The 15,896-nt window shown below is 61.7% G+C and carries 17 protein-coding genes and 2 pseudogenes; 16 read left to right on the top strand and 3 right to left on the bottom strand.

Translation table 11 applies throughout. The features are described from left to right. Positions 1–29: 29 nt before the first annotated feature. On the bottom strand, positions 30–494 hold the full coding sequence (locus SAMIE_RS22220; RefSeq protein WP_004212697.1) for a cupin domain-containing protein: 465 nt from the start codon (positions 492–494) through the stop codon (positions 30–32). Between the two features lie 257 nt (positions 495–751). After that, positions 752–1,210 carry an Rrf2 family transcriptional regulator gene (locus SAMIE_RS22215; protein ID WP_004212699.1) on the bottom strand — a complete coding sequence of 153 codons (459 nt, stop codon included), beginning with the start codon at positions 1,208–1,210 and terminating at the stop codon, positions 752–754. A gap of 109 nt (positions 1,211–1,319) precedes the next feature. Here SAMIE_RS22215 and SAMIE_RS22210 point away from each other — a divergent pair, with 109 nt between their 5' ends. The 14 genes and pseudogenes from SAMIE_RS22210 to SAMIE_RS23890 form a co-directional block, all read left to right on the top strand. Continuing rightward, positions 1,320–1,757 carry a group III truncated hemoglobin gene (locus SAMIE_RS22210; RefSeq protein WP_004212701.1) on the top strand — a complete coding sequence of 146 codons (438 nt, stop codon included), beginning with the start codon at positions 1,320–1,322 and terminating at the stop codon, positions 1,755–1,757. Next, positions 1,750–2,025 (top strand): DUF1971 domain-containing protein, encoded by a 276-nt coding sequence (locus SAMIE_RS22205; protein ID WP_004212703.1) that lies wholly within the window; start codon positions 1,750–1,752, stop codon positions 2,023–2,025. The genes SAMIE_RS22210 and SAMIE_RS22205 overlap by 8 nt, the downstream gene beginning before the upstream one ends. 40 nt (positions 2,026–2,065) lie before the next feature. After that, complete coding sequence (hmpA, locus tag SAMIE_RS22200) at positions 2,066–3,277, top strand: NO-inducible flavohemoprotein (RefSeq protein ID WP_004212704.1); 1,212 nt, start codon at positions 2,066–2,068, stop codon at positions 3,275–3,277. Positions 3,278–3,289: 12 nt separating this feature from the next. Then, entirely contained in the window at positions 3,290–3,751 is a 462-nt protein-coding gene (locus SAMIE_RS22195) for a hypothetical protein (RefSeq protein WP_004212706.1), read from the top strand. A 249-nt stretch (positions 3,752–4,000) separates the two neighbouring features. Next, the gene (locus tag SAMIE_RS23900) at positions 4,001–4,789 is read left to right on the top strand and encodes a YbaY family lipoprotein (protein WP_004212707.1); all 789 of its coding nucleotides are present in this window, start codon (positions 4,001–4,003) and stop codon (positions 4,787–4,789) included. 345 nt (positions 4,790–5,134) lie between these two features. Then, positions 5,135–6,778 carry a cytochrome-c oxidase, cbb3-type subunit I gene (gene ccoN / locus SAMIE_RS22180; protein ID WP_004212708.1) on the top strand — a complete coding sequence of 548 codons (1,644 nt, stop codon included), beginning with the start codon at positions 5,135–5,137 and terminating at the stop codon, positions 6,776–6,778. A gap of 3 nt (positions 6,779–6,781) precedes the next feature. Beyond that, the gene (gene ccoO / locus SAMIE_RS22175; RefSeq protein ID WP_004212709.1) at positions 6,782–7,534 is read left to right on the top strand and encodes a cytochrome-c oxidase, cbb3-type subunit II; all 753 of its coding nucleotides are present in this window, start codon (positions 6,782–6,784) and stop codon (positions 7,532–7,534) included. Positions 7,535–7,549: 15 nt separating this feature from the next. Continuing rightward, on the top strand, positions 7,550–7,720 hold the full coding sequence (locus tag SAMIE_RS22170) for a cbb3-type cytochrome c oxidase subunit 3 (protein ID WP_004212711.1): 171 nt from the start codon (positions 7,550–7,552) through the stop codon (positions 7,718–7,720). Beyond that, positions 7,711–8,589 (top strand): cytochrome-c oxidase, cbb3-type subunit III, encoded by an 879-nt coding sequence (gene ccoP / locus SAMIE_RS22165; protein ID WP_004212713.1) that lies wholly within the window; start codon positions 7,711–7,713, stop codon positions 8,587–8,589. The genes SAMIE_RS22170 and ccoP overlap by 10 nt, the downstream gene beginning before the upstream one ends. Before the next feature lie 198 nt (positions 8,590–8,787). Further along, a complete protein-coding gene (locus SAMIE_RS22155; protein WP_004212715.1) occupies positions 8,788–9,606 on the top strand; it encodes a DUF2189 domain-containing protein in 819 nt (272 codons plus the stop codon). Positions 9,607–9,608: 2 nt separating this feature from the next. Beyond that, positions 9,609–11,870: a heavy metal translocating P-type ATPase gene (locus SAMIE_RS22150; RefSeq protein ID WP_004212717.1), complete on the top strand. Its 2,262-nt coding sequence runs from the start codon at positions 9,609–9,611 to the stop codon at positions 11,868–11,870. Further along, the gene (gene ccoS / locus SAMIE_RS22145) at positions 11,867–12,076 is read left to right on the top strand and encodes a cbb3-type cytochrome oxidase assembly protein CcoS (RefSeq protein ID WP_004212718.1); all 210 of its coding nucleotides are present in this window, start codon (positions 11,867–11,869) and stop codon (positions 12,074–12,076) included. The genes SAMIE_RS22150 and ccoS overlap by 4 nt, the downstream gene beginning before the upstream one ends. A gap of 39 nt (positions 12,077–12,115) precedes the next feature. After that, positions 12,116–12,241 (top strand): hypothetical protein, encoded by a 126-nt coding sequence (locus SAMIE_RS24020; RefSeq protein ID WP_004212719.1) that lies wholly within the window; start codon positions 12,116–12,118, stop codon positions 12,239–12,241. A 97-nt stretch (positions 12,242–12,338) separates the two neighbouring features. Further along, positions 12,339–13,170, top strand: a pseudogene (locus SAMIE_RS23890) (IS3 family transposase); the annotation flags it as partial. A 213-nt stretch (positions 13,171–13,383) separates the two neighbouring features. Here the strand turns inward: SAMIE_RS23890 and SAMIE_RS22125 are convergent. Beyond that, positions 13,384–14,676, bottom strand: a complete 1,293-nt coding sequence (locus SAMIE_RS22125) for an IS110 family RNA-guided transposase (RefSeq protein WP_019052494.1) — start codon at positions 14,674–14,676, stop codon at positions 13,384–13,386. A 153-nt stretch (positions 14,677–14,829) separates the two neighbouring features. Here SAMIE_RS22125 and SAMIE_RS22120 point away from each other — a divergent pair. Beyond that, positions 14,830–15,168: pseudogene (locus SAMIE_RS22120) on the top strand (integrase core domain-containing protein); the annotation flags it as partial. A gap of 315 nt (positions 15,169–15,483) precedes the next feature. Next, positions 15,484–15,891 (top strand): single-stranded DNA-binding protein, encoded by a 408-nt coding sequence (locus tag SAMIE_RS22115; protein ID WP_004212722.1) that lies wholly within the window; start codon positions 15,484–15,486, stop codon positions 15,889–15,891. Positions 15,892–15,896 lie beyond the last annotated feature (5 nt).

The following is a 15,896-nucleotide window of genomic DNA, read 5'->3' as shown; positions in this document are numbered from 1 at the left end:
TGCGCGCCGTGCCATCATGCCGCCCGTGATCAATTCTTCCTGGGGGCAGGCTGATCCGATTGAACGACCGGACCGCCTTCCGCTTCCCACCGGTCGACACAGTCGCAATCGTCATAGGCATCGACCGCCAAGGTCTCGGCGCCGGCTTTTGCCTGTGATCCTTCTACAGGCGGAAAGAGGATCGTCAGAAGCAGCACAGAGTTTTCCGCGCCCTTGACCGAGTGCGGCGCGCCTCCTTCGAGATAGACCCACTGGTTACGCCGCAGTTCGATCGAGCTTGCGCTGAGCTCGACTTTCACATGGCCCTCGAGGCAATGCAGCATGATGCTGCCCGGCACCTGATGCTGGCGCATTTCGGTGCCGCTCGGGATCACCAGCCGGATGGTTTCGAAATGGTCCGCCTTCACGATCGCTGTGGAATGTTCTTCATGTGTCGTCACGTTCTCGGGCAAGAGATCGACGACTTCTCCGGGCGCTGCGTGGTGAAGGGCCATATCGTTCAATTCCTTTCCGTGTTCGTGGTTTTATGATTGGAGCAAGACGGGCAAGCGGACTGCCGCGTGCGGTCCGGCTTGGAGCGTCCAGCGCGCAATACCTTTACCCATCGCGCGCCGATTTGGAGTCCTGCGGCGATCCATGACCGCGACGCGCGGCGACGACCGTCAAAGGGAGCGGGATCGACCGGTTCACCACATTCTGGACAGAACATGTCACGTTCCTCCTTTTCGGCTTCGATGCGCCAAGACGTCAATCATCCATCTGGCGCCGCAGGGGTTTCGAACCGATCGGCCGCGTTACGCTCGAAGAGCGACGCGAGATCTCGCCGCTTCGTCAGCAGGTCGGCAAGCGTATAGCGGTCAAGTACCGCCAGGAACGCGCCGAGCGCCTCCTTCAGCACGCCCGTCAGCCCACATGCAGGCGCGACCACGCATCCGCCGCAGTCAACGAGATCGAAGCCGTCCTCGGTCTGGCGTATGAGTGCGCCGATGTTGATCTCTTCGGGCGGCCGCCCCAGGCGGATGCCGCCCGACCGTCCACGCACACTCTCCACATCACCACTGCGTGCGAGTTGGTTCACCACCTTCATCAAGTGATTCTGCGAGATTCCGTAGGCCTGCGCGACCTCACCGATCGAGCACAGGCGGTCAGGCCGCGCGCCCAGATAGAGCAGCACGCGCATCGAATAGTCGGTGAACAGGGTCAGTTTCATGGGGCGTTCCCACTCTCTTCCTCAGCTCGTCGCATTAAGATGTATTCATCTTGCATGTTTTCAGGGAAAAGTATAGATGCATTCCGGATACATGATTGGAGTCGGGCGAATGACCGAGCTGGAACTGAAGGATGAGGCGCTCAAGCAGCTTGTCGACGCCTTCTACGCGCGCGTTCGCGCAGATGCCGACCTGGGGCCGATTTTCAACGACGCGATCGATGACTGGCCGGAACATCTCGAAAAGCTGGCGGCGTTCTGGTCATCCGTCATGCTCGCCAGTGGCCGATACAAGGGCCAGCCCGTGCCAGCGCACCTGAAGCACAGGTCGAGGATAACGCCAGCGCTTTTCGACCGCTGGCTCGCGCTGTGGGACTGTACGACAAACGAGATGATGGCGCCCGACGCAGCTGCGGCTCTGCAGGCGAAAGCGAAGCGGATTGCCGAGAGCCTGCAGCTTGCCATGTTTTTTCGGCTCGATCGGCCAAGCGTCGCTGACGGCGAGGCCGGGTCCATTCATTGCGAACGGCGAGTACCCACCCATGCCTGACATTCTACCCTATCGTTCGACGCCGGTGTTCGATCAGGACACGCTCCCGGCCGCCCTGCGGGCACGCCATGATACCAAGGCGGGTGTCTGGGGTTTGATCCGCGTTCTGGAGGGTGAGCTTCGGCTGACCTATCTCGATCCACCGTCGGAGGTTGTCCTGACGCCCGAACGGCCCGGATTGATCTTGCCGCAGCAGCCGCACTTCGTGACGCCCATCGGCGCCATGAAAATGCGGGTCGATTTCTATGATCAGCCGCCCGGCGCCTGATCGCCGGGAAACTCGAATCCCTTCCAACAAGGAGAAGTTTATGTCGCAGCCCCTCAGCGATCAGACCATCGCGCTCGTCAAGGCGACGGTCCCCGCGCTCGAAGCGCATGGTCTGGATATCGTGCATGAAATGTATTCCAGGATGTTCCAGAACCCGGACATTCGCGATCTTTTCAACCAGTCGCATCATGGTGACGCCGGTTCGCAGCCGCGCGCGCTCACCGGCGCCATTCTCGCCTATGCCAGCAATATCGACAATCTCGGCGCGCTGGCTCCCGCGGTCGAGCGCATCGCGCAAAAGCATGTCGGTCTCCAGATACTGCCGGAGCACTATCCGCACGTCGCCGAAGCACTGCTCGGTGCGATCAAGGCGGTGCTGGGCGATGCGGCGACCGACGAAATCCTCGGGGCCTGGGGGGAAGCTTACTGGTTTCTCGCCAATATCCTGATCGCGCGGGAACAGCGCGTCTACACCGAACAGAAGGACGCGGCCGGCGGCTGGAACGGCTGGCGCGATTTCCGCGTCGAAGACGTTGTGCGCGAAAGCAGCGTCATCAATTCCTTTGTCCTTCGCCCCGTCGACGGCGGCCCCGTCATGCGCCACAAGCCGGGCCAGTATCTTACCTTCTGGCTCGAAATTCCCGGACATCCGCCGGTCAAGCGCAACTACTCGATTTCGGCCGCCGCCAATGGCGAAACCTATCGCATTTCGGTCAAGCGCGAGCCGCAAGGGCTCGCGTCGGGCTGGTTGCACGACGAGGCGAAACCCGGGACGATCCTGAAGGTGGCCGCGCCTGCTGGCGAATTCTTCCTCGCCGATCATGTCGAACGGCCGGTCGTACTGCTGTCGGGCGGCGTGGGCCTGACGCCGATGGTGGCGATGCTCGAAGCCCTCGTTCAGAACGGCGCCGAAGTGCCGGTTCATTACATCCACGGCACGCATGACCGCGACACCCATGCGATGCGCGACCATGTCCGCGCTGTGGCGAGCCATGGCCAATCGATCGCGATCACCGATTTTCACCAGACCCCGCTCGAGGATGAAACAGAGGGCAGCGACTACGATGTGGCCGGCATAATTACCGATGAATGGTTGGTCGCCAGCACACCGGTCGCACAAGCGGACTATTACATCTGCGGGCCGCGTCCGTTCCTGCGTCATGCGGTCTCGACCCTGTCGCTGGCGGGTGTGCCGTCGGACAGGATCCACTATGAGTTCTTCGGCCCGGCCGACGAACTGCTCGCGGCCTGAGGGAGCGGAGGCATGGACGACATCATCCTGGCCCGGGCCGTTCATGTCCTGGCGGTCCTTGTCTGGATCGGCGGCGTGGCGTTCGTGACGCTTGTGGTGATGCCGTCCGTGCGCGCCGCCAATCCGCCGGCGGAGCGGCTGGCGGCCTTTCATCGACTGGAGGGGCGCTTTGCGGCGCAGGCGCGCATCTGGGTGCTATTGGCAGGACTGAGCGGCTTCTGGATGATCTATCGCGCGCAGATGTGGGACCGCTTTTTCGATCTTCGCTTCTGGTGGATGCATGCGATGGTAGGGCTGTGGGCCGTGTTCGCCGCGATGCTTTTCGTGATCGAGCCGCTGTTTCTCCACCGCCGAATGATGACATCGGTCAAGCCCGCCGCAGATTTTGCCCGAATGGAGACACTTCACCGAATATTGCTGGGTATCGCGGCTGTCACGGTTCTCGGCGCAGTGGCGGGAAGCCACGGGTTCTAGACTGCGCTTTTCGTGTGGTTCCAAAATTCAGTGGCTGTCTCCCAAGAGGGGATCAGATATCCGCCGGGGCCGCCCGCGCCAATCCAGCCCAATCTTCCGCCCGCCATCGGACGTTCGTGGTTCGGAACCATCCTATGCGAAGTCGATTCCCACAGGACTGCCGCTCGAAGCCCTCCCATTATTGCCGATGCCATGGGTTCCGCCTGACCTGCTCTCTTCCGCTCCAATCGCACAGCAAAGTGAAACGCCATGTTCAACAAGCCATTCACAGCCGTACTGGCGATGACCATGCTCGCGCTCGGCGGCTGCGCGACAGGCGCGCGATACGTCGATCCCCAAGCCCCCATTGCGGAGCTGAGAGACAAGGTCGTAACCGGCAACGCATCCTATCGACAGCGCATCGCTCTGCCCGCCCGCGCGAAATTCAACGTGAGACTGCTGGACGTTTCGCGCGCCGATGCGAGATCGGTGATCATTGCCAAGGAAACGCGCGAGACAGCAGGGCAGCAGGTTCCTTTGCCATTTTCGATTAGGGTGAAGGAACAGGACTTGAAGACCAACATGCGTTACGCAGTCCGTGCGACGATTACCGATCCCGAGGGCAACCCGATATGGACCACGGATACGGTTCATTCGGTCGATCCCACGCGGTTCGAGCAGGATCTGGGGACGCTCAATATGGTTCGCGTTGGTGACCGCCCGGCGGCTTCAGGCTTGATCGGCCCGCAATTCAAGGTGGAGGACATCAATCAGACCGGTCTGATCGACAAATCCAATGTGACGGTGCAGTTTTCGCAAGACGGCCGAGTGAGCGGATCGGCCGGCTGCAACAGGTTCACCGGCGACTATTCGATCGAGGAACAGTCGCTTCGGATCGGACCGCTCGCCGTGACGCGCCGGGCTTGCGTGCCGGCGCTCGGGAACCAGGAAACCAGGTTCCTGGCCATTCTGCAGGATGTGACCTCATGGTCCGTCAACAGCAATGGGTCAGTGCTCTTCCGTGCCGACGACGGACGATACCTGGCGGCGATACGCTGATTCGACCGCAGTATGCTGAAGAGCGGCTGCCGCTCAGTCCTGACCGATCGGAGACGGAGGTCGAGCCAGTCTTGGACACAGGCTTAACGGTCCAAGAGCTTGATCGGCAAAAGTCCATTGCGCCGTCGCCAAACACAGGTTCAAATTCGGCCGCGATGCGTGGCGAGCGACGCTGACCACTGATTTTTTGGTGTTTACCGCGGGAGACGGCAGGGCAATAGTTGGGAACTTCCGTCCGACCCGCGTGTTGCTGGTTCGGCGCGAGCTGTGTTCCCATCGGGAGCGAACCTGCTGCTGCGCTGTCAGCCCGTGGCGATGACCGATGAGGGGGGAAATAGATCGGCCATGATACTGACCTTGACCGAGACCGAACGCCAGATCGCGCTCGCCATTTCCGTTGCCGTCGGTCTGTGCGGCCTCGTTCTCGCAGCGGCAGGCAATCAGGACACAATGGAAATCCACGGCTGGCTGATCCTGGCCATTGCCGCCATTTGCGCCATCATCGTAATCCGCGGCATCTGGGGACCGGAACCGCCAAAATCCCGTTTGCAAAGCTACTATGACGAGCCCATCAAGGCCGGCATCATCGCCAGCATGGCTTGGGCGGTGGTGGCGATGTTCGTGGGGGTCTGGGTCGCCGCGCTGCTGGCATTCCCTGACCTGACGTTTGACAGTGCCTGGGCGAGCTTCGGCCGCTTGCGACCGGTGCACACCAGCGGCGTGATCTTCGGCTTTGGCGGCAACGCGCTCATCGCCACCTCGCTGCATGTCGTGCAGCGGACCTCGCGGGCGCGTCTTCCCGATCAGCTTTCGGCCTGGTTCGTGCTGGTGGGCTACAACCTGTTCTGCATCCTCGCGGCCAGCGGTTATCTGCTCGGGGTTACCCAATCGAAGGAATATGCCGAGGCCGAATGGTATGCCGACATCTGGCTGGTGATCGTCTGGGTGACCTACTTCATCCTCTACATCCGGACGCTCGCACGCCGCAAGGAACCACACATTTATGTGGCCAACTGGTACTTCATGGCCTTCATTCTCGTCGTCGCGATACTCCATATCATCAACAATCTCGCGATTCCGGTCTCGCTGGGCCATGCGAAGAGCTACACCATCTGGTCGGGCGTCCAGGATGCTATGGTGCAGTGGTGGTATGGTCATAACGCCGTCGCCTTCTTCCTGACGGCGGGCTTCCTGGGCATGCTCTATTACTACCTGCCCATCCGGGCCCAGCGGCCGATCTTCTCCTACCGTCTCTCGATCCTGAGCTTTTGGGGCATTACCTTCTTCTACATGTGGGCGGGTTCCCACCACCTTCATTATACCGCCCTACCGCACTGGGTTCAGACGCTGGGCATGACCTTCTCGGTGATGCTCCTCGTGCCGTCATGGGCTTCGGCTGGCAACGCCTTGCTAACATTGAACGGCGCCTGGCACCGCGTGCGCGATGATGCGACGCTCCGCTTCATGATGGTCGCGGCGGTGTTTTATGGCATCTCGACCTTTGAAGGTTCGTTCCTCGCCATCCGGCCCGTCAATTCGCTTTCGCATTACACCGACTGGACGGTTGGCCATGTTCACGCCGGCGCGCTCGGCTGGGTGGCGCTCATCACCTTCGGCTCGCTCTACACGCTGGTGCCGTCCTTGTGGAAGCGCGAGGCGATGTATTCGCCCGCCTTGGTCGAGTGGCACTTCTGGCTCTCGCTTGCCGGCACTCTTGTCTACATTTTTGCCATGTGGAACTCGGGCATCATCCAGGGCCTGATGTGGCGGACCTATACGGAGGAAGGCACGCTAGCCTACTCCTTCCTGGATTCGCTCAGAGCCATGTATCCCTATTACATCGCGCGTACGCTCGGCGGCCTTCTGTTCCTGATCGGTGCTGTGATCGGCGCCTACAATATGTGGAGGACCATTCGCGCCGCCTCGGCCCAGGCGCCGTTCGAAGGCGACGTCCCGCTACAGGCCGCGACGGCGGCGGGGAGGGCCTGAGCCGTGGCGGAACTGTTTCATCGCAAGCTCGAACGTTCGGCGATCGGCTTCGTGCTCGCCATCATCGCGGCTGCCAGTGTCGGCGGCCTCGTCGAGATCGCTCCGCTTTTCACGATCGACGAGACGGTCGAGGAGGCGCCAGACATGCGGCTCTACACGCCGCTCGAACTGGCGGGGCGAAACATCTATGTGCGCGAAGGATGCTATGCCTGTCACAGCCAGATGATCCGGACGCTGCAGGACGAAGTTGAGCGCTATGGTCCCTATTCGCTCGCGGTCGAATCCAAATATGACCATCCGATGCTCTGGGGTTCGAAGCGCACCGGACCCGACCTCGCCCGCGTTGGCGGCAAATATTCCGATTTCTGGCACGTCGCCCATCTGACCAATCCGCGCGATGTGGTGCCCGATTCCAATATGCCGGCCTATCCCTGGCTGGCGCGGACGCCCTTGCGCCTCGCTGATCTGCCCTTGCACCTCAAGGCGCTGCGGGCCGCGGGGGTGCCCTACACCGATGCCATGATCGAGAATGCGAGCGTCGATGCCTTCGACCAGGCGACACCGGAAAGCTCGACCTCGTCCGGTATCACCGAGCGGTATGGCGAAGAAACGCAGGTTCGCGTGTTCGACGATGTGGCGACCGAGGTCACCGAGATGGACGCGCTCGTCGCCTATCTTCAGGTTCTCGGCCGGCTGACCGACGTGCCGTACAAGAATACGGCCGCGCCGCAGAAGCCGCCAGAGCCGGTGAAATGACATGAGGAGGCAGGCATGGACATAAGCCACGAGGCTCTTGTTGCATTCTCGAAAAGCTGGGGGCTGTTCTACCTCATCGGTCTGATGATCGGTGTCCTCATTTATACGTTCCGGCCGTCCAATCGTGGCAAGTTCAACCGAGCCAAACAAAGCGTTCTCGATCAGGACGACAAGCCATGGACGTAGAGCGCGATCCCGTCAGCGGTCATGAAACGACCGGCCATGTCTGGAATGGCATCAAGGAGCTCGATACGCCGGTCCCCAAGGGTGTGCTGATTTTTCTGATCGTCACCCATCTCTTCGCTTTCGCCTGGTGGATTCTCATGCCGACTTGGCCCTTGGGCGACACCTACACCAAGGGAATTCTCAACATCGACCAGCGCACCTCGGTCGAAAAGCACCTGGTCGATTCGCAGGCGGGACGGGCCGACTGGATAAAGCGGATCGAAAGCGAGAACCTCGAGCAGATCGCGGCCGACCCCCGGCTCATGACCATCGTGCGTAGCACCGGCCACCGGTTGTTCGGCGACAACTGCGCCGCCTGCCACGGCATTAATGCCAAGGGGGGTTATGGTTATCCCGATCTGACCGATGACGACTGGATCTGGGGCGGCGACCTTGAGACGATCGCGCAGACCATGCGTGTTGGGGTCAATGTGGAGCATCCGCAGGGGCGCGTCTCGCAGATGCCCTCGTTCGGACGCGACGGGATACTCGATGCCGATCAGGTCAGTCTGGCGGCCAACTATGTCTACGCCTTGTCGCATCCCAAGTTCGTGACGAATGCCAATCGGACGTCGATTGTATCGGGGCGCGAGGTCTTCATGGCCAATTGCGCGATTTGCCATGGCGAGGATGCGCGCGGGAAGCGCGATGTCGGCGCTCCCAATCTGACGGACGCGCGTTGGATCTATGGAGGAGACATCGATCAGATCGTGGAGACCGTCCATGGCGGACGCCAGGGGCATATGCCGACATGGGACGAGCGGCTTACGGACTCGGATATCAAGATATTGGCGCTCTATGTTCATTCGCTGAGCGCGCCTCAGCGATGACGGCCATGCGATCCCGATCCCGGTGGCTGGTCTGGACGCTGGTGGCAGCAGGCCTTTTGCTGTTCGTTCTTGCGAACGCGCATTTTTTCTACGTCGCCTTTCGCTCGCAGCCCGAATGCGTGGGACATTTGAAGGAACGCGCGAACGGGAGCGGGCAGTATCGCGCGGCGAAATCGGCATGCTGAAAGGTAGCGGGACATGAGCGATAAAAGCCCCTCTTATGGCTTGCTGAGCCAGACCTCGGGCATCGAGGAGACGAAGAGCGCGCGGTTTCAGCGCCATCTTCCCGCTTCCATCGGCTTCCAATGGCTCAAGGCCGGATGGCAGGATCTTTTCCATCGGCCGATGCCGAGCCTGGCCTACGGTCTGGGCATTTTCCTTCTGTCTCTCGCTGCTGTCGCGATGCTCGCGCTGTATGGCCGCGACTATATTCTTTTTCCCGCGCTCGCCGGCTTCATGATCATTGCCCCGCTGCTGGCCATCGGACTCTATGAGAAAAGCCGCAACCGAGAAGCGGGACGCGATACGTCGCTGCGCGAAATGCTCCTGGTGAAACCGGCGGCGGGCCCGCAGGTGCTTTTCACCGGGGTCCTGCTCAGCCTGCTGATGCTACTGTGGATGCGATCCGCGGTGCTCATCTATGCGTTGTTCTTCGGCGTGCGCCCCTTTCCCGGCCTGCCTCACATAACCGCCTTCCTGCTGACCGAGCCGGTGGGATGGATTATTCTCGGCGTCGGCACGGCGGTGGGCGGCCTGTTCGCCTCATTCGCTTTTGCGATCAGTGTTTTTGCCATTCCGATGCTCCTCGATCGCAAGGTCGATGCGCTCACGGCGATGGGAACAAGCACGGCGCTCGTCTGGAACAACCTTGCGCCGATGATCGTCTGGGGCGCCATCGTCCTTGCGCTTTTCATACTCTGCGCGGCTACGGGCTTGATCGGCCTCATCGTCATCTTCCCGTGGCTTGGACATGCCACATGGCATGCCTATCGCGCGGTCTCAGACACGCAGGCCTAGACATGGCCAGCCATGCCATGCCTGCCGTCCAGGCGCCGACATCATTGACCGGGCAATCGGTCGATGAACTCATCTTCGCCAGCCAATCGCTGGATGACGGAACGATGAGGACGCAACTGTCGGTCCCGACCGCGCATTGCGGCGGATGCATGGCGAAGATCGAGCGCATCCTTGGTAACCTCGAGGGCGTCGTAGCGGCTCGGGTCAATCTATCGACGCGGCGTGTGACCGTCACATGGCGGCAAGCGCAAACCGCGAGTGCACCGCCTTTGCTGGCAACGCTGAACGAGGCGGGCTTCGAGGCAAATCTTCTCAGCCAACCGGACGAACGCGCCGATCCCGAAAAGCGCCGGCTGATCGTCGCGACAGCGGTCGCCGGCTTCGCGGCGATGAACATCATGCTGCTTTCGGTGTCGGTCTGGTCAGGCGCCGACCCCGCTACGCGGCAGCTGTTCCATCTCATCTCGGCGCTGCTCGCGCTTCCCGCGGTATTCTTTTCGGGGCGCATCTTCTTCTTGTCGGCATGGTCGGCATTGCGCGCGGGACGCACCAATATGGATGTGCCCATCTCGATCGGCATCGTCCTGACACTGGGTCTCAGCATCTACGACACGCTGCATTTCGGACGCCATGCCTATTTCGACGCGGTCGTGACGCTGATCTTTTTCCTGCTTGTCGGACGAACGCTCGACCATGCCATGCGTGACAAGGCCCGTTCGGCCGTGCTCGGGCTGACGCGAATGACGCCTGCGGGCGCGAATGTAATCGGCACGGATGGATCGCGCGCTTTTAGACCGCTCGAGGATGTCTCGGTGGGTGATGTCATCCTCGTCGCGCCAGGCGAGCGTGTTCCGCTGGATGGTCTTGTCCTTGCGGGCGAGGGCGATCTCGACACTGCCGCGGTCACGGGCGAGGCGATGCCGGTGCCGGTACGACCGGGAAGCACGCTCGTTTCGGGCATGCTGAATCTCAATGGTTCGCTCAAGGTGCGTGTGACCAACAGCCACGCGCGGTCCTTTCTATCCGAAATGGTGCGAATGATGGAAGCGGCCGAGCAGGGCAGAGCACGCTATCGCCGTCTCGCCGACCGTGTTGCGGCCTATTACTCGCCGATCATCCATTCGCTGGCCTTGGCCGTGTTTGCCGGGTGGTTCCTTGACACAGGCGATTGGCATCGGGCGCTGACCATTGCCATTTCGGTGCTCATTGTGACCTGTCCCTGCGCGCTTGGTCTCGCCATACCCATGGTTCAGGTCGCCGCGGCGAAGCGCTTGTTCGAGCACGGCATCGCGCTCAAGGATGGAAGCGCGCTCGAGCGGCTTGCACAGGTCGATACCGTGATTTTTGACAAGACCGGCACGCTCACTCATGGCGATTTGCGAGTGAGCAAGATCGCCATCGATGAACCCTATCGCGCAATCGTGATGGCGCTGGCGTCGCGTTCCAACCATCCCGTCGCACGCGCGATTGCCGCCAACGGCGGCGCCTTGTCCGGCCTCGATCTGGACAGTTTTTCCGAGCTGCCGGGCCGGGGTTTGGAGGGCCAGCGGAACGGCCATCTGTTTCGCCTGGGGCGTGCCGATTGGGCTTTGAATCCAGGCACGGGCGAGAGTGGCGGTTTCCAGACCGTGTTCTCGGTCGATGGTGAGCTTGCCGGCCATTTTGCCTTCTTGGACGTTGAAAAGACGAGTGCGCGGGAAGCGGTGGCCAAGCTTGACGCGCTTGGGCTGCCTATCGAACTGCTTTCGGGCGATCACATTGCTTCTGTGTCGGGGTTCGCGAACGCGATCGGTATCGCCCACTGGCGTGCCGGATTGCTGCCGCAGCATAAGGTGGAGCGGCTTCAGGCGCTGGCGGACAGTCAGCGCCTGACCTTGATGGTGGGTGATGGGCTGAACGATGGACCGGCACTGGCGGCGGCGCACGTTTCGATGGCTCCTTCCAATGCCGCCGACATCGGTCGGGCGGCCGCGGATATTGTTTATCTCGGCCAGGATCTCGATGCGGTTCCGCGCGCTGTGCAGATCGCGCGCGCGGCCCGGCAACGTGTCCGCCAGAACCTGGCGCTTTCCGTCGGTTATAACCTTTTGGTGATTCCTGTGGCCATGGCGGGCTATGTCACCCCACTGCTTGCTGCCGTCGCCATGTCGCTTTCGTCGATTTCGGTCGTTGCGAACTCTCTGCGAATTCCCGCAGCACGCGGATCACGGCTTAGCAGGCGAGCGCCGGCACCGACCCTCGTTCCCCTGGCCGCTACCCGATGAGCGGGATCCTGTGGCTGGTGCCGGTCGCGCTGCTGATGGGCCTTGCTGGGCTGGGCGCCTTTCTTTGGTCGATGCGCACCGGGCAGTATGATGATCTGGATGGAGCGGCCGAGCGAGTCGTGACCGACGCCAAGTCAGACCAGCCTCTTGTCGAACCTGATGATTGGCGACCCGAAACCGAGGGCGAGGCAAATCGTTTGCGATAAGGATGGTGGTGTGGACACCATTGGGCAAAGGACGAAGTGATGATGCAGGCACCGAGTTGGAATTGGGTGGGCGTCCTTGCCTTCATCTGCGGGGCGGCGGTCATCATTCCCAGCCTTGTCGCGCTTGCACTCAGTCTTGCCGCTGTTGCCCGAAACCTCCTGTGAGGCTGGCATCGGTCTGACGGAGGGATAGTGGTCTACCTTGGAAAAACTGGTCCAATTCTGAAGAGAGCCCATTTGGGCATGAGAATTGGAGAAATGTATGGGACGTCAGAGGTTTACGCCGGAGCAGATCATAGCGAAGCTGCGTGAAGTAGAGGTGATTGTGGGGCGAGGCGGCACAGCGGTGGAGGCTTGCCGCCAGATCGGGATCGCGGAGCAGACGCTATATCGGTGGCGCAAGGAATATGGCGGGCTGAAGGTCGACCAGGCGCGGCGAATGAAGGATCTGGAGCGCCAGAATGCGCGGCTGAAGAAGCTGGTGGCCGACCTCGCGCTCGACAAGGCGATCCTGCAAGAGGCGTCGAAGCTGACTTTTTGAGTCCCTCCCGTCGCCGTGAGGCGATCGAGCAGATCCGTCGCGCGTTGCCGGTATCGGAGCGACGGACCTGCCGTGTTCTGGGCCAGCATCGTTCGACACAGCGCCATCCACCGAAGGATGATGCCGACGAGCGGCGGCTAACAGCCGACATCATCGCGCTGGCCAAGGACTATGGCCGGTATGGCTATCGCCGCATCCATGTCTTGCTGGGCCAGGCGGGCTGGCAGGTCAGCCTGTCAGTGGTTGAGCGTATCTGGCGGCGGGAGGGTCTTAAAGTGCCGAAGCGGCAACCGAAACGGCGGCGGCTCTGGCTCGGCGACGGATCGTGCATCCGGCTGCGCCCGGAGCATCGCGGCATGTGTGGTCCTACGACTTCGTCGAGGATCAGACGCACAACGGTCGCAAGTTCCGAATGCTCGACATTATCGACGAGTTCAGCCGGGAATGCCTGGCGATGGTGCCGCTGCGGCGCTTCCGGTCGAACGACGTGATTGACGTGCTGACCGATCTGTTCATCGAGCATGGGCCGCCCGAGCATATCAGATCCGATAACGTCCTAGGTTGGGAAGCAGCGGCGGGAAAAGGCCAGCAGGTCTCGTTGCGCCGAGCGTGATCGGCGCTGATGACTTTTTGATCCAGATGGCTTCCATCGTCAAGGAATGCGCTCTCGGCCATAGCAAACACAGGATCCAGCGACCGCACCGGTCGTGGTCCTCACCGTCCTTAAAATGAGATGCGGATGCCAGATGGAAGGCCCGAACATTATCTACAGGGTCGCGGCTGCGCCCTCACGGCTCCACAGAGAGGGGTCCTTCCATCTGGTGTCCGTCCGTTCGACGAACGGACGGTACTCGGTTCCCGTCTTGATGACGGCGTGCGCGACGCGCGCCATCTTGGCGGTGAGTGCGGTCATCGCCTTGCGGCGGCGATCAGGGTCGTTGCCGTGGCCGGCCACATAGCGACCAAGCTTGTCGCGGAAACTGTTGTCGCGCTGGCGAATGGCGACCTGGGTCGCCATCCAGAAGGTGCGGCGTAGCCGGGCATTGCCGTACTTCGAGAGCTTGGTTCGGCCTCGGAAGGTGCCTGACTGACAGGTGGCCAGGTCGAGCCCGCAAAACTTCAGGAACTGGCGATGATGGTTGAAGCGCCGAAGATCGCCAGCCTCGGCGAGGATCGTCAGCGCGTTGATCGGGCCGATCCCGGGGATCATGCGCAGGAGCTGATAGTCGCGGTTCTCGCTGAGCATGGCATTGGCGGTCCGCTCGATCTCATCGCGTTGCCGGATCAGGCTGCGGGCTTGTGCGATGACCATGCGGAACATGGCGACCGCGACGGATTCCTCGTCGACCGGCAGTGCAACCGAGGCGCAGGCCGTCTCGTAGATATCGTTGATTAAGCGGGCCTTGGAGACCTTGCGGCCGACCAGTGACCAGGCCTCGCGCGTGAAGGCCTCCTGACCGAGCGTCGTCATGCTGGCCGGTGTCGGAAACCGTTCGAGCAGAGCCAGGAACCAGTCGGACCGGCTGTTGCCCGCAAAACGTTCGATCTCGGGAAAATACAAAGGCAGGTAATGGGTCAGGATGCGGTGCCAGGTCTGCGTCTTCGCCTTGGAAATGGCCTCGTGCGTCTTCGACATCTCCTGCAGGTCGTTGATGCCGGCGGCCAGCGGGTCGACGTAGCGCTGAGTGGCGCCGATCTGGAGCATGTGCAGAATTACCTGGGCGTCTTTGGAATCGTTCTTGTCCCAGCCATTATGCAACGCCTCACGCGTCCGTGCCAAGGCGACCGACGAAATCAGGCGCAGCTCGAAACCCGCAGCTAGCAGTCGGTGCGCCAGCGTACGGTGGTAGTTGCCGGTGGCCTCAAAGCCAACGACGATAGGTCTGCCGATGGCTGCCAGATCGTCCGCGAGGCGGTCGTAATCAGCCTTGGTAGCCATGACTGTCATGCGGCGACGTCGTCCGCCCTCCGGGCGTTCGATCAGCACTTCCTGGCGGTGCTTGGACATATCGATGGCTACCAGCACGGCATCGGCCGGAGTAGAACTGCGCTTGGTCATGGTCGGTCAGTCTCCAAAGTGTTGAGTCGACAACTTCACTTTAGAGACCTGCTGGCCGGTCATGGCCGCCTTGATGAAGCCGTCGGGCGCTACGCGCCCTTGTCTCCATCAAGGCGAATGCTGCCTTCGAGGGGCAGCTTCCCAATGTGCTACGGCCCCGAGTTCGTCGCTAATGCGGTGCGCGAGTGACTCGGCAGGCTTGGCGTCATTACCCTCTATATCGAGCCCGGCAGCCCATGGGAGAACGGCTATATCGAAAGCTTCAATGCCCGTCTGCGAGATGAACTGCTCAACGGCGAAATCTTCTACAGCCTTGAGGAGGTGCGGATCGTCACCGGCTGGTGGCGCGATCATTACAACCGAGCACGGCCCCACAGCAGTCTCGGATATCGACCACCGGCCCCGGAGACGATCAAGATGCCAGCCTGGCCGCTCGGCTCCGCTACGCTCCGCCTCCCGCCCAGGCTGGTATCAGAGGCGCAGATCAACTAACTACACAACCGGACCAGTCATTGCGGGCAGTCCATGTCCTGAGCTCGGCCCATCGCGATGTTGCGACATGGCTCTGCCGTTGCCTGGCGCCGAGGGAAAGCGCCCTCCGCCTGACTGATCCCCTAAGCCCGGACGGTTGCCGTGGGGCAACCCCCGCGGTGCCGGACCGGGTTGTCGCTCGCGCGCCTGCCCGCACCACTCCGGCCCTTGTGGGTCGGGTCGCCGCTTGCGCGTCGATGCCCTCGTCTCCCGCCGGTCTTGGCCGGGTCTCGTCGGAGGGACGGTCCCTCGGACGGAAGCAACGGAGATTTGATCATGCAGAACATCGTCATTCTTGCCGGCAATATCGGCATGGATCCGGAGAGCCGCACCACCCAGGGCGGGACCCGCATCACCCACTTCACCCTGGCGACCTCGCGTCCCCGCTATTCGGAAGGCAAGGTCGTTCGCGATGAGAAAGGCTACCGCGTCCAGGACACCGAATGGCATCGGATCACCGCGTTCAATGGCCTCGGCAAGACCGTGCAGGAGCATTGCACCAAGGGCATGAAGCTGCTGGTGCGCGGCCGCATCCATTACAGCGAATGGACCGATGGCGACGGCGTCGAGCGCTACGGCACCGAGATCATCGCCGAGACGATCGACTTCCTCAGCCGGGCGAAATCGAAGTCCGACGAGGCCGGCGACCCTGATCCTGAGCTCGACGACGACGTGCCCTTCTGACCCCC

This window comes from Sphingobium amiense (assembly GCF_003967075.1).
GTDB lineage: Bacteria > Pseudomonadota > Alphaproteobacteria > Sphingomonadales > Sphingomonadaceae > Sphingobium > Sphingobium amiense.
The sequence above is the reverse complement of the archived record's forward strand: the minus strand, read 5'-3'. Positions and strand labels throughout refer to the sequence as shown.

Excerpts from the sequence above, each read along its gene's own strand:
- SAMIE_RS22220 (WP_004212697.1), bottom strand. The coding sequence starts at position 494 with ATGGCCCTTCACCACGCAGCGCCCGGAGAAGTCGTCGATCTCTTGCCC.
- SAMIE_RS22215 (WP_004212699.1), bottom strand. The coding sequence starts at position 1,210 with ATGAAACTGACCCTGTTCACCGACTATTCGATGCGCGTGCTGCTCTAT.
- SAMIE_RS22210 (WP_004212701.1), top strand. The coding sequence starts at position 1,320 with ATGACCGAGCTGGAACTGAAGGATGAGGCGCTCAAGCAGCTTGTCGAC.
- SAMIE_RS22205 (WP_004212703.1), top strand. The coding sequence starts at position 1,750 with ATGCCTGACATTCTACCCTATCGTTCGACGCCGGTGTTCGATCAGGAC.
- hmpA (WP_004212704.1), top strand. The coding sequence starts at position 2,066 with ATGTCGCAGCCCCTCAGCGATCAGACCATCGCGCTCGTCAAGGCGACG.
- SAMIE_RS22195 (WP_004212706.1), top strand. The coding sequence starts at position 3,290 with ATGGACGACATCATCCTGGCCCGGGCCGTTCATGTCCTGGCGGTCCTT.
- SAMIE_RS23900 (WP_004212707.1), top strand. The coding sequence starts at position 4,001 with ATGTTCAACAAGCCATTCACAGCCGTACTGGCGATGACCATGCTCGCG.
- ccoN (WP_004212708.1), top strand. The coding sequence starts at position 5,135 with ATGATACTGACCTTGACCGAGACCGAACGCCAGATCGCGCTCGCCATT.
- SAMIE_RS22170 (WP_004212711.1), top strand. The coding sequence starts at position 7,550 with ATGGACATAAGCCACGAGGCTCTTGTTGCATTCTCGAAAAGCTGGGGG.
- ccoP (WP_004212713.1), top strand. The coding sequence starts at position 7,711 with ATGGACGTAGAGCGCGATCCCGTCAGCGGTCATGAAACGACCGGCCAT.
- SAMIE_RS22155 (WP_004212715.1), top strand. The coding sequence starts at position 8,788 with ATGAGCGATAAAAGCCCCTCTTATGGCTTGCTGAGCCAGACCTCGGGC.
- SAMIE_RS22150 (WP_004212717.1), top strand. The coding sequence starts at position 9,609 with ATGGCCAGCCATGCCATGCCTGCCGTCCAGGCGCCGACATCATTGACC.
- ccoS (WP_004212718.1), top strand. The coding sequence starts at position 11,867 with ATGAGCGGGATCCTGTGGCTGGTGCCGGTCGCGCTGCTGATGGGCCTT.
- SAMIE_RS24020 (WP_004212719.1), top strand. The coding sequence starts at position 12,116 with ATGATGCAGGCACCGAGTTGGAATTGGGTGGGCGTCCTTGCCTTCATC.
- SAMIE_RS22125 (WP_019052494.1), bottom strand. The coding sequence starts at position 14,676 with ATGACCAAGCGCAGTTCTACTCCGGCCGATGCCGTGCTGGTAGCCATC.
- SAMIE_RS22115 (WP_004212722.1), top strand. The coding sequence starts at position 15,484 with ATGCAGAACATCGTCATTCTTGCCGGCAATATCGGCATGGATCCGGAG.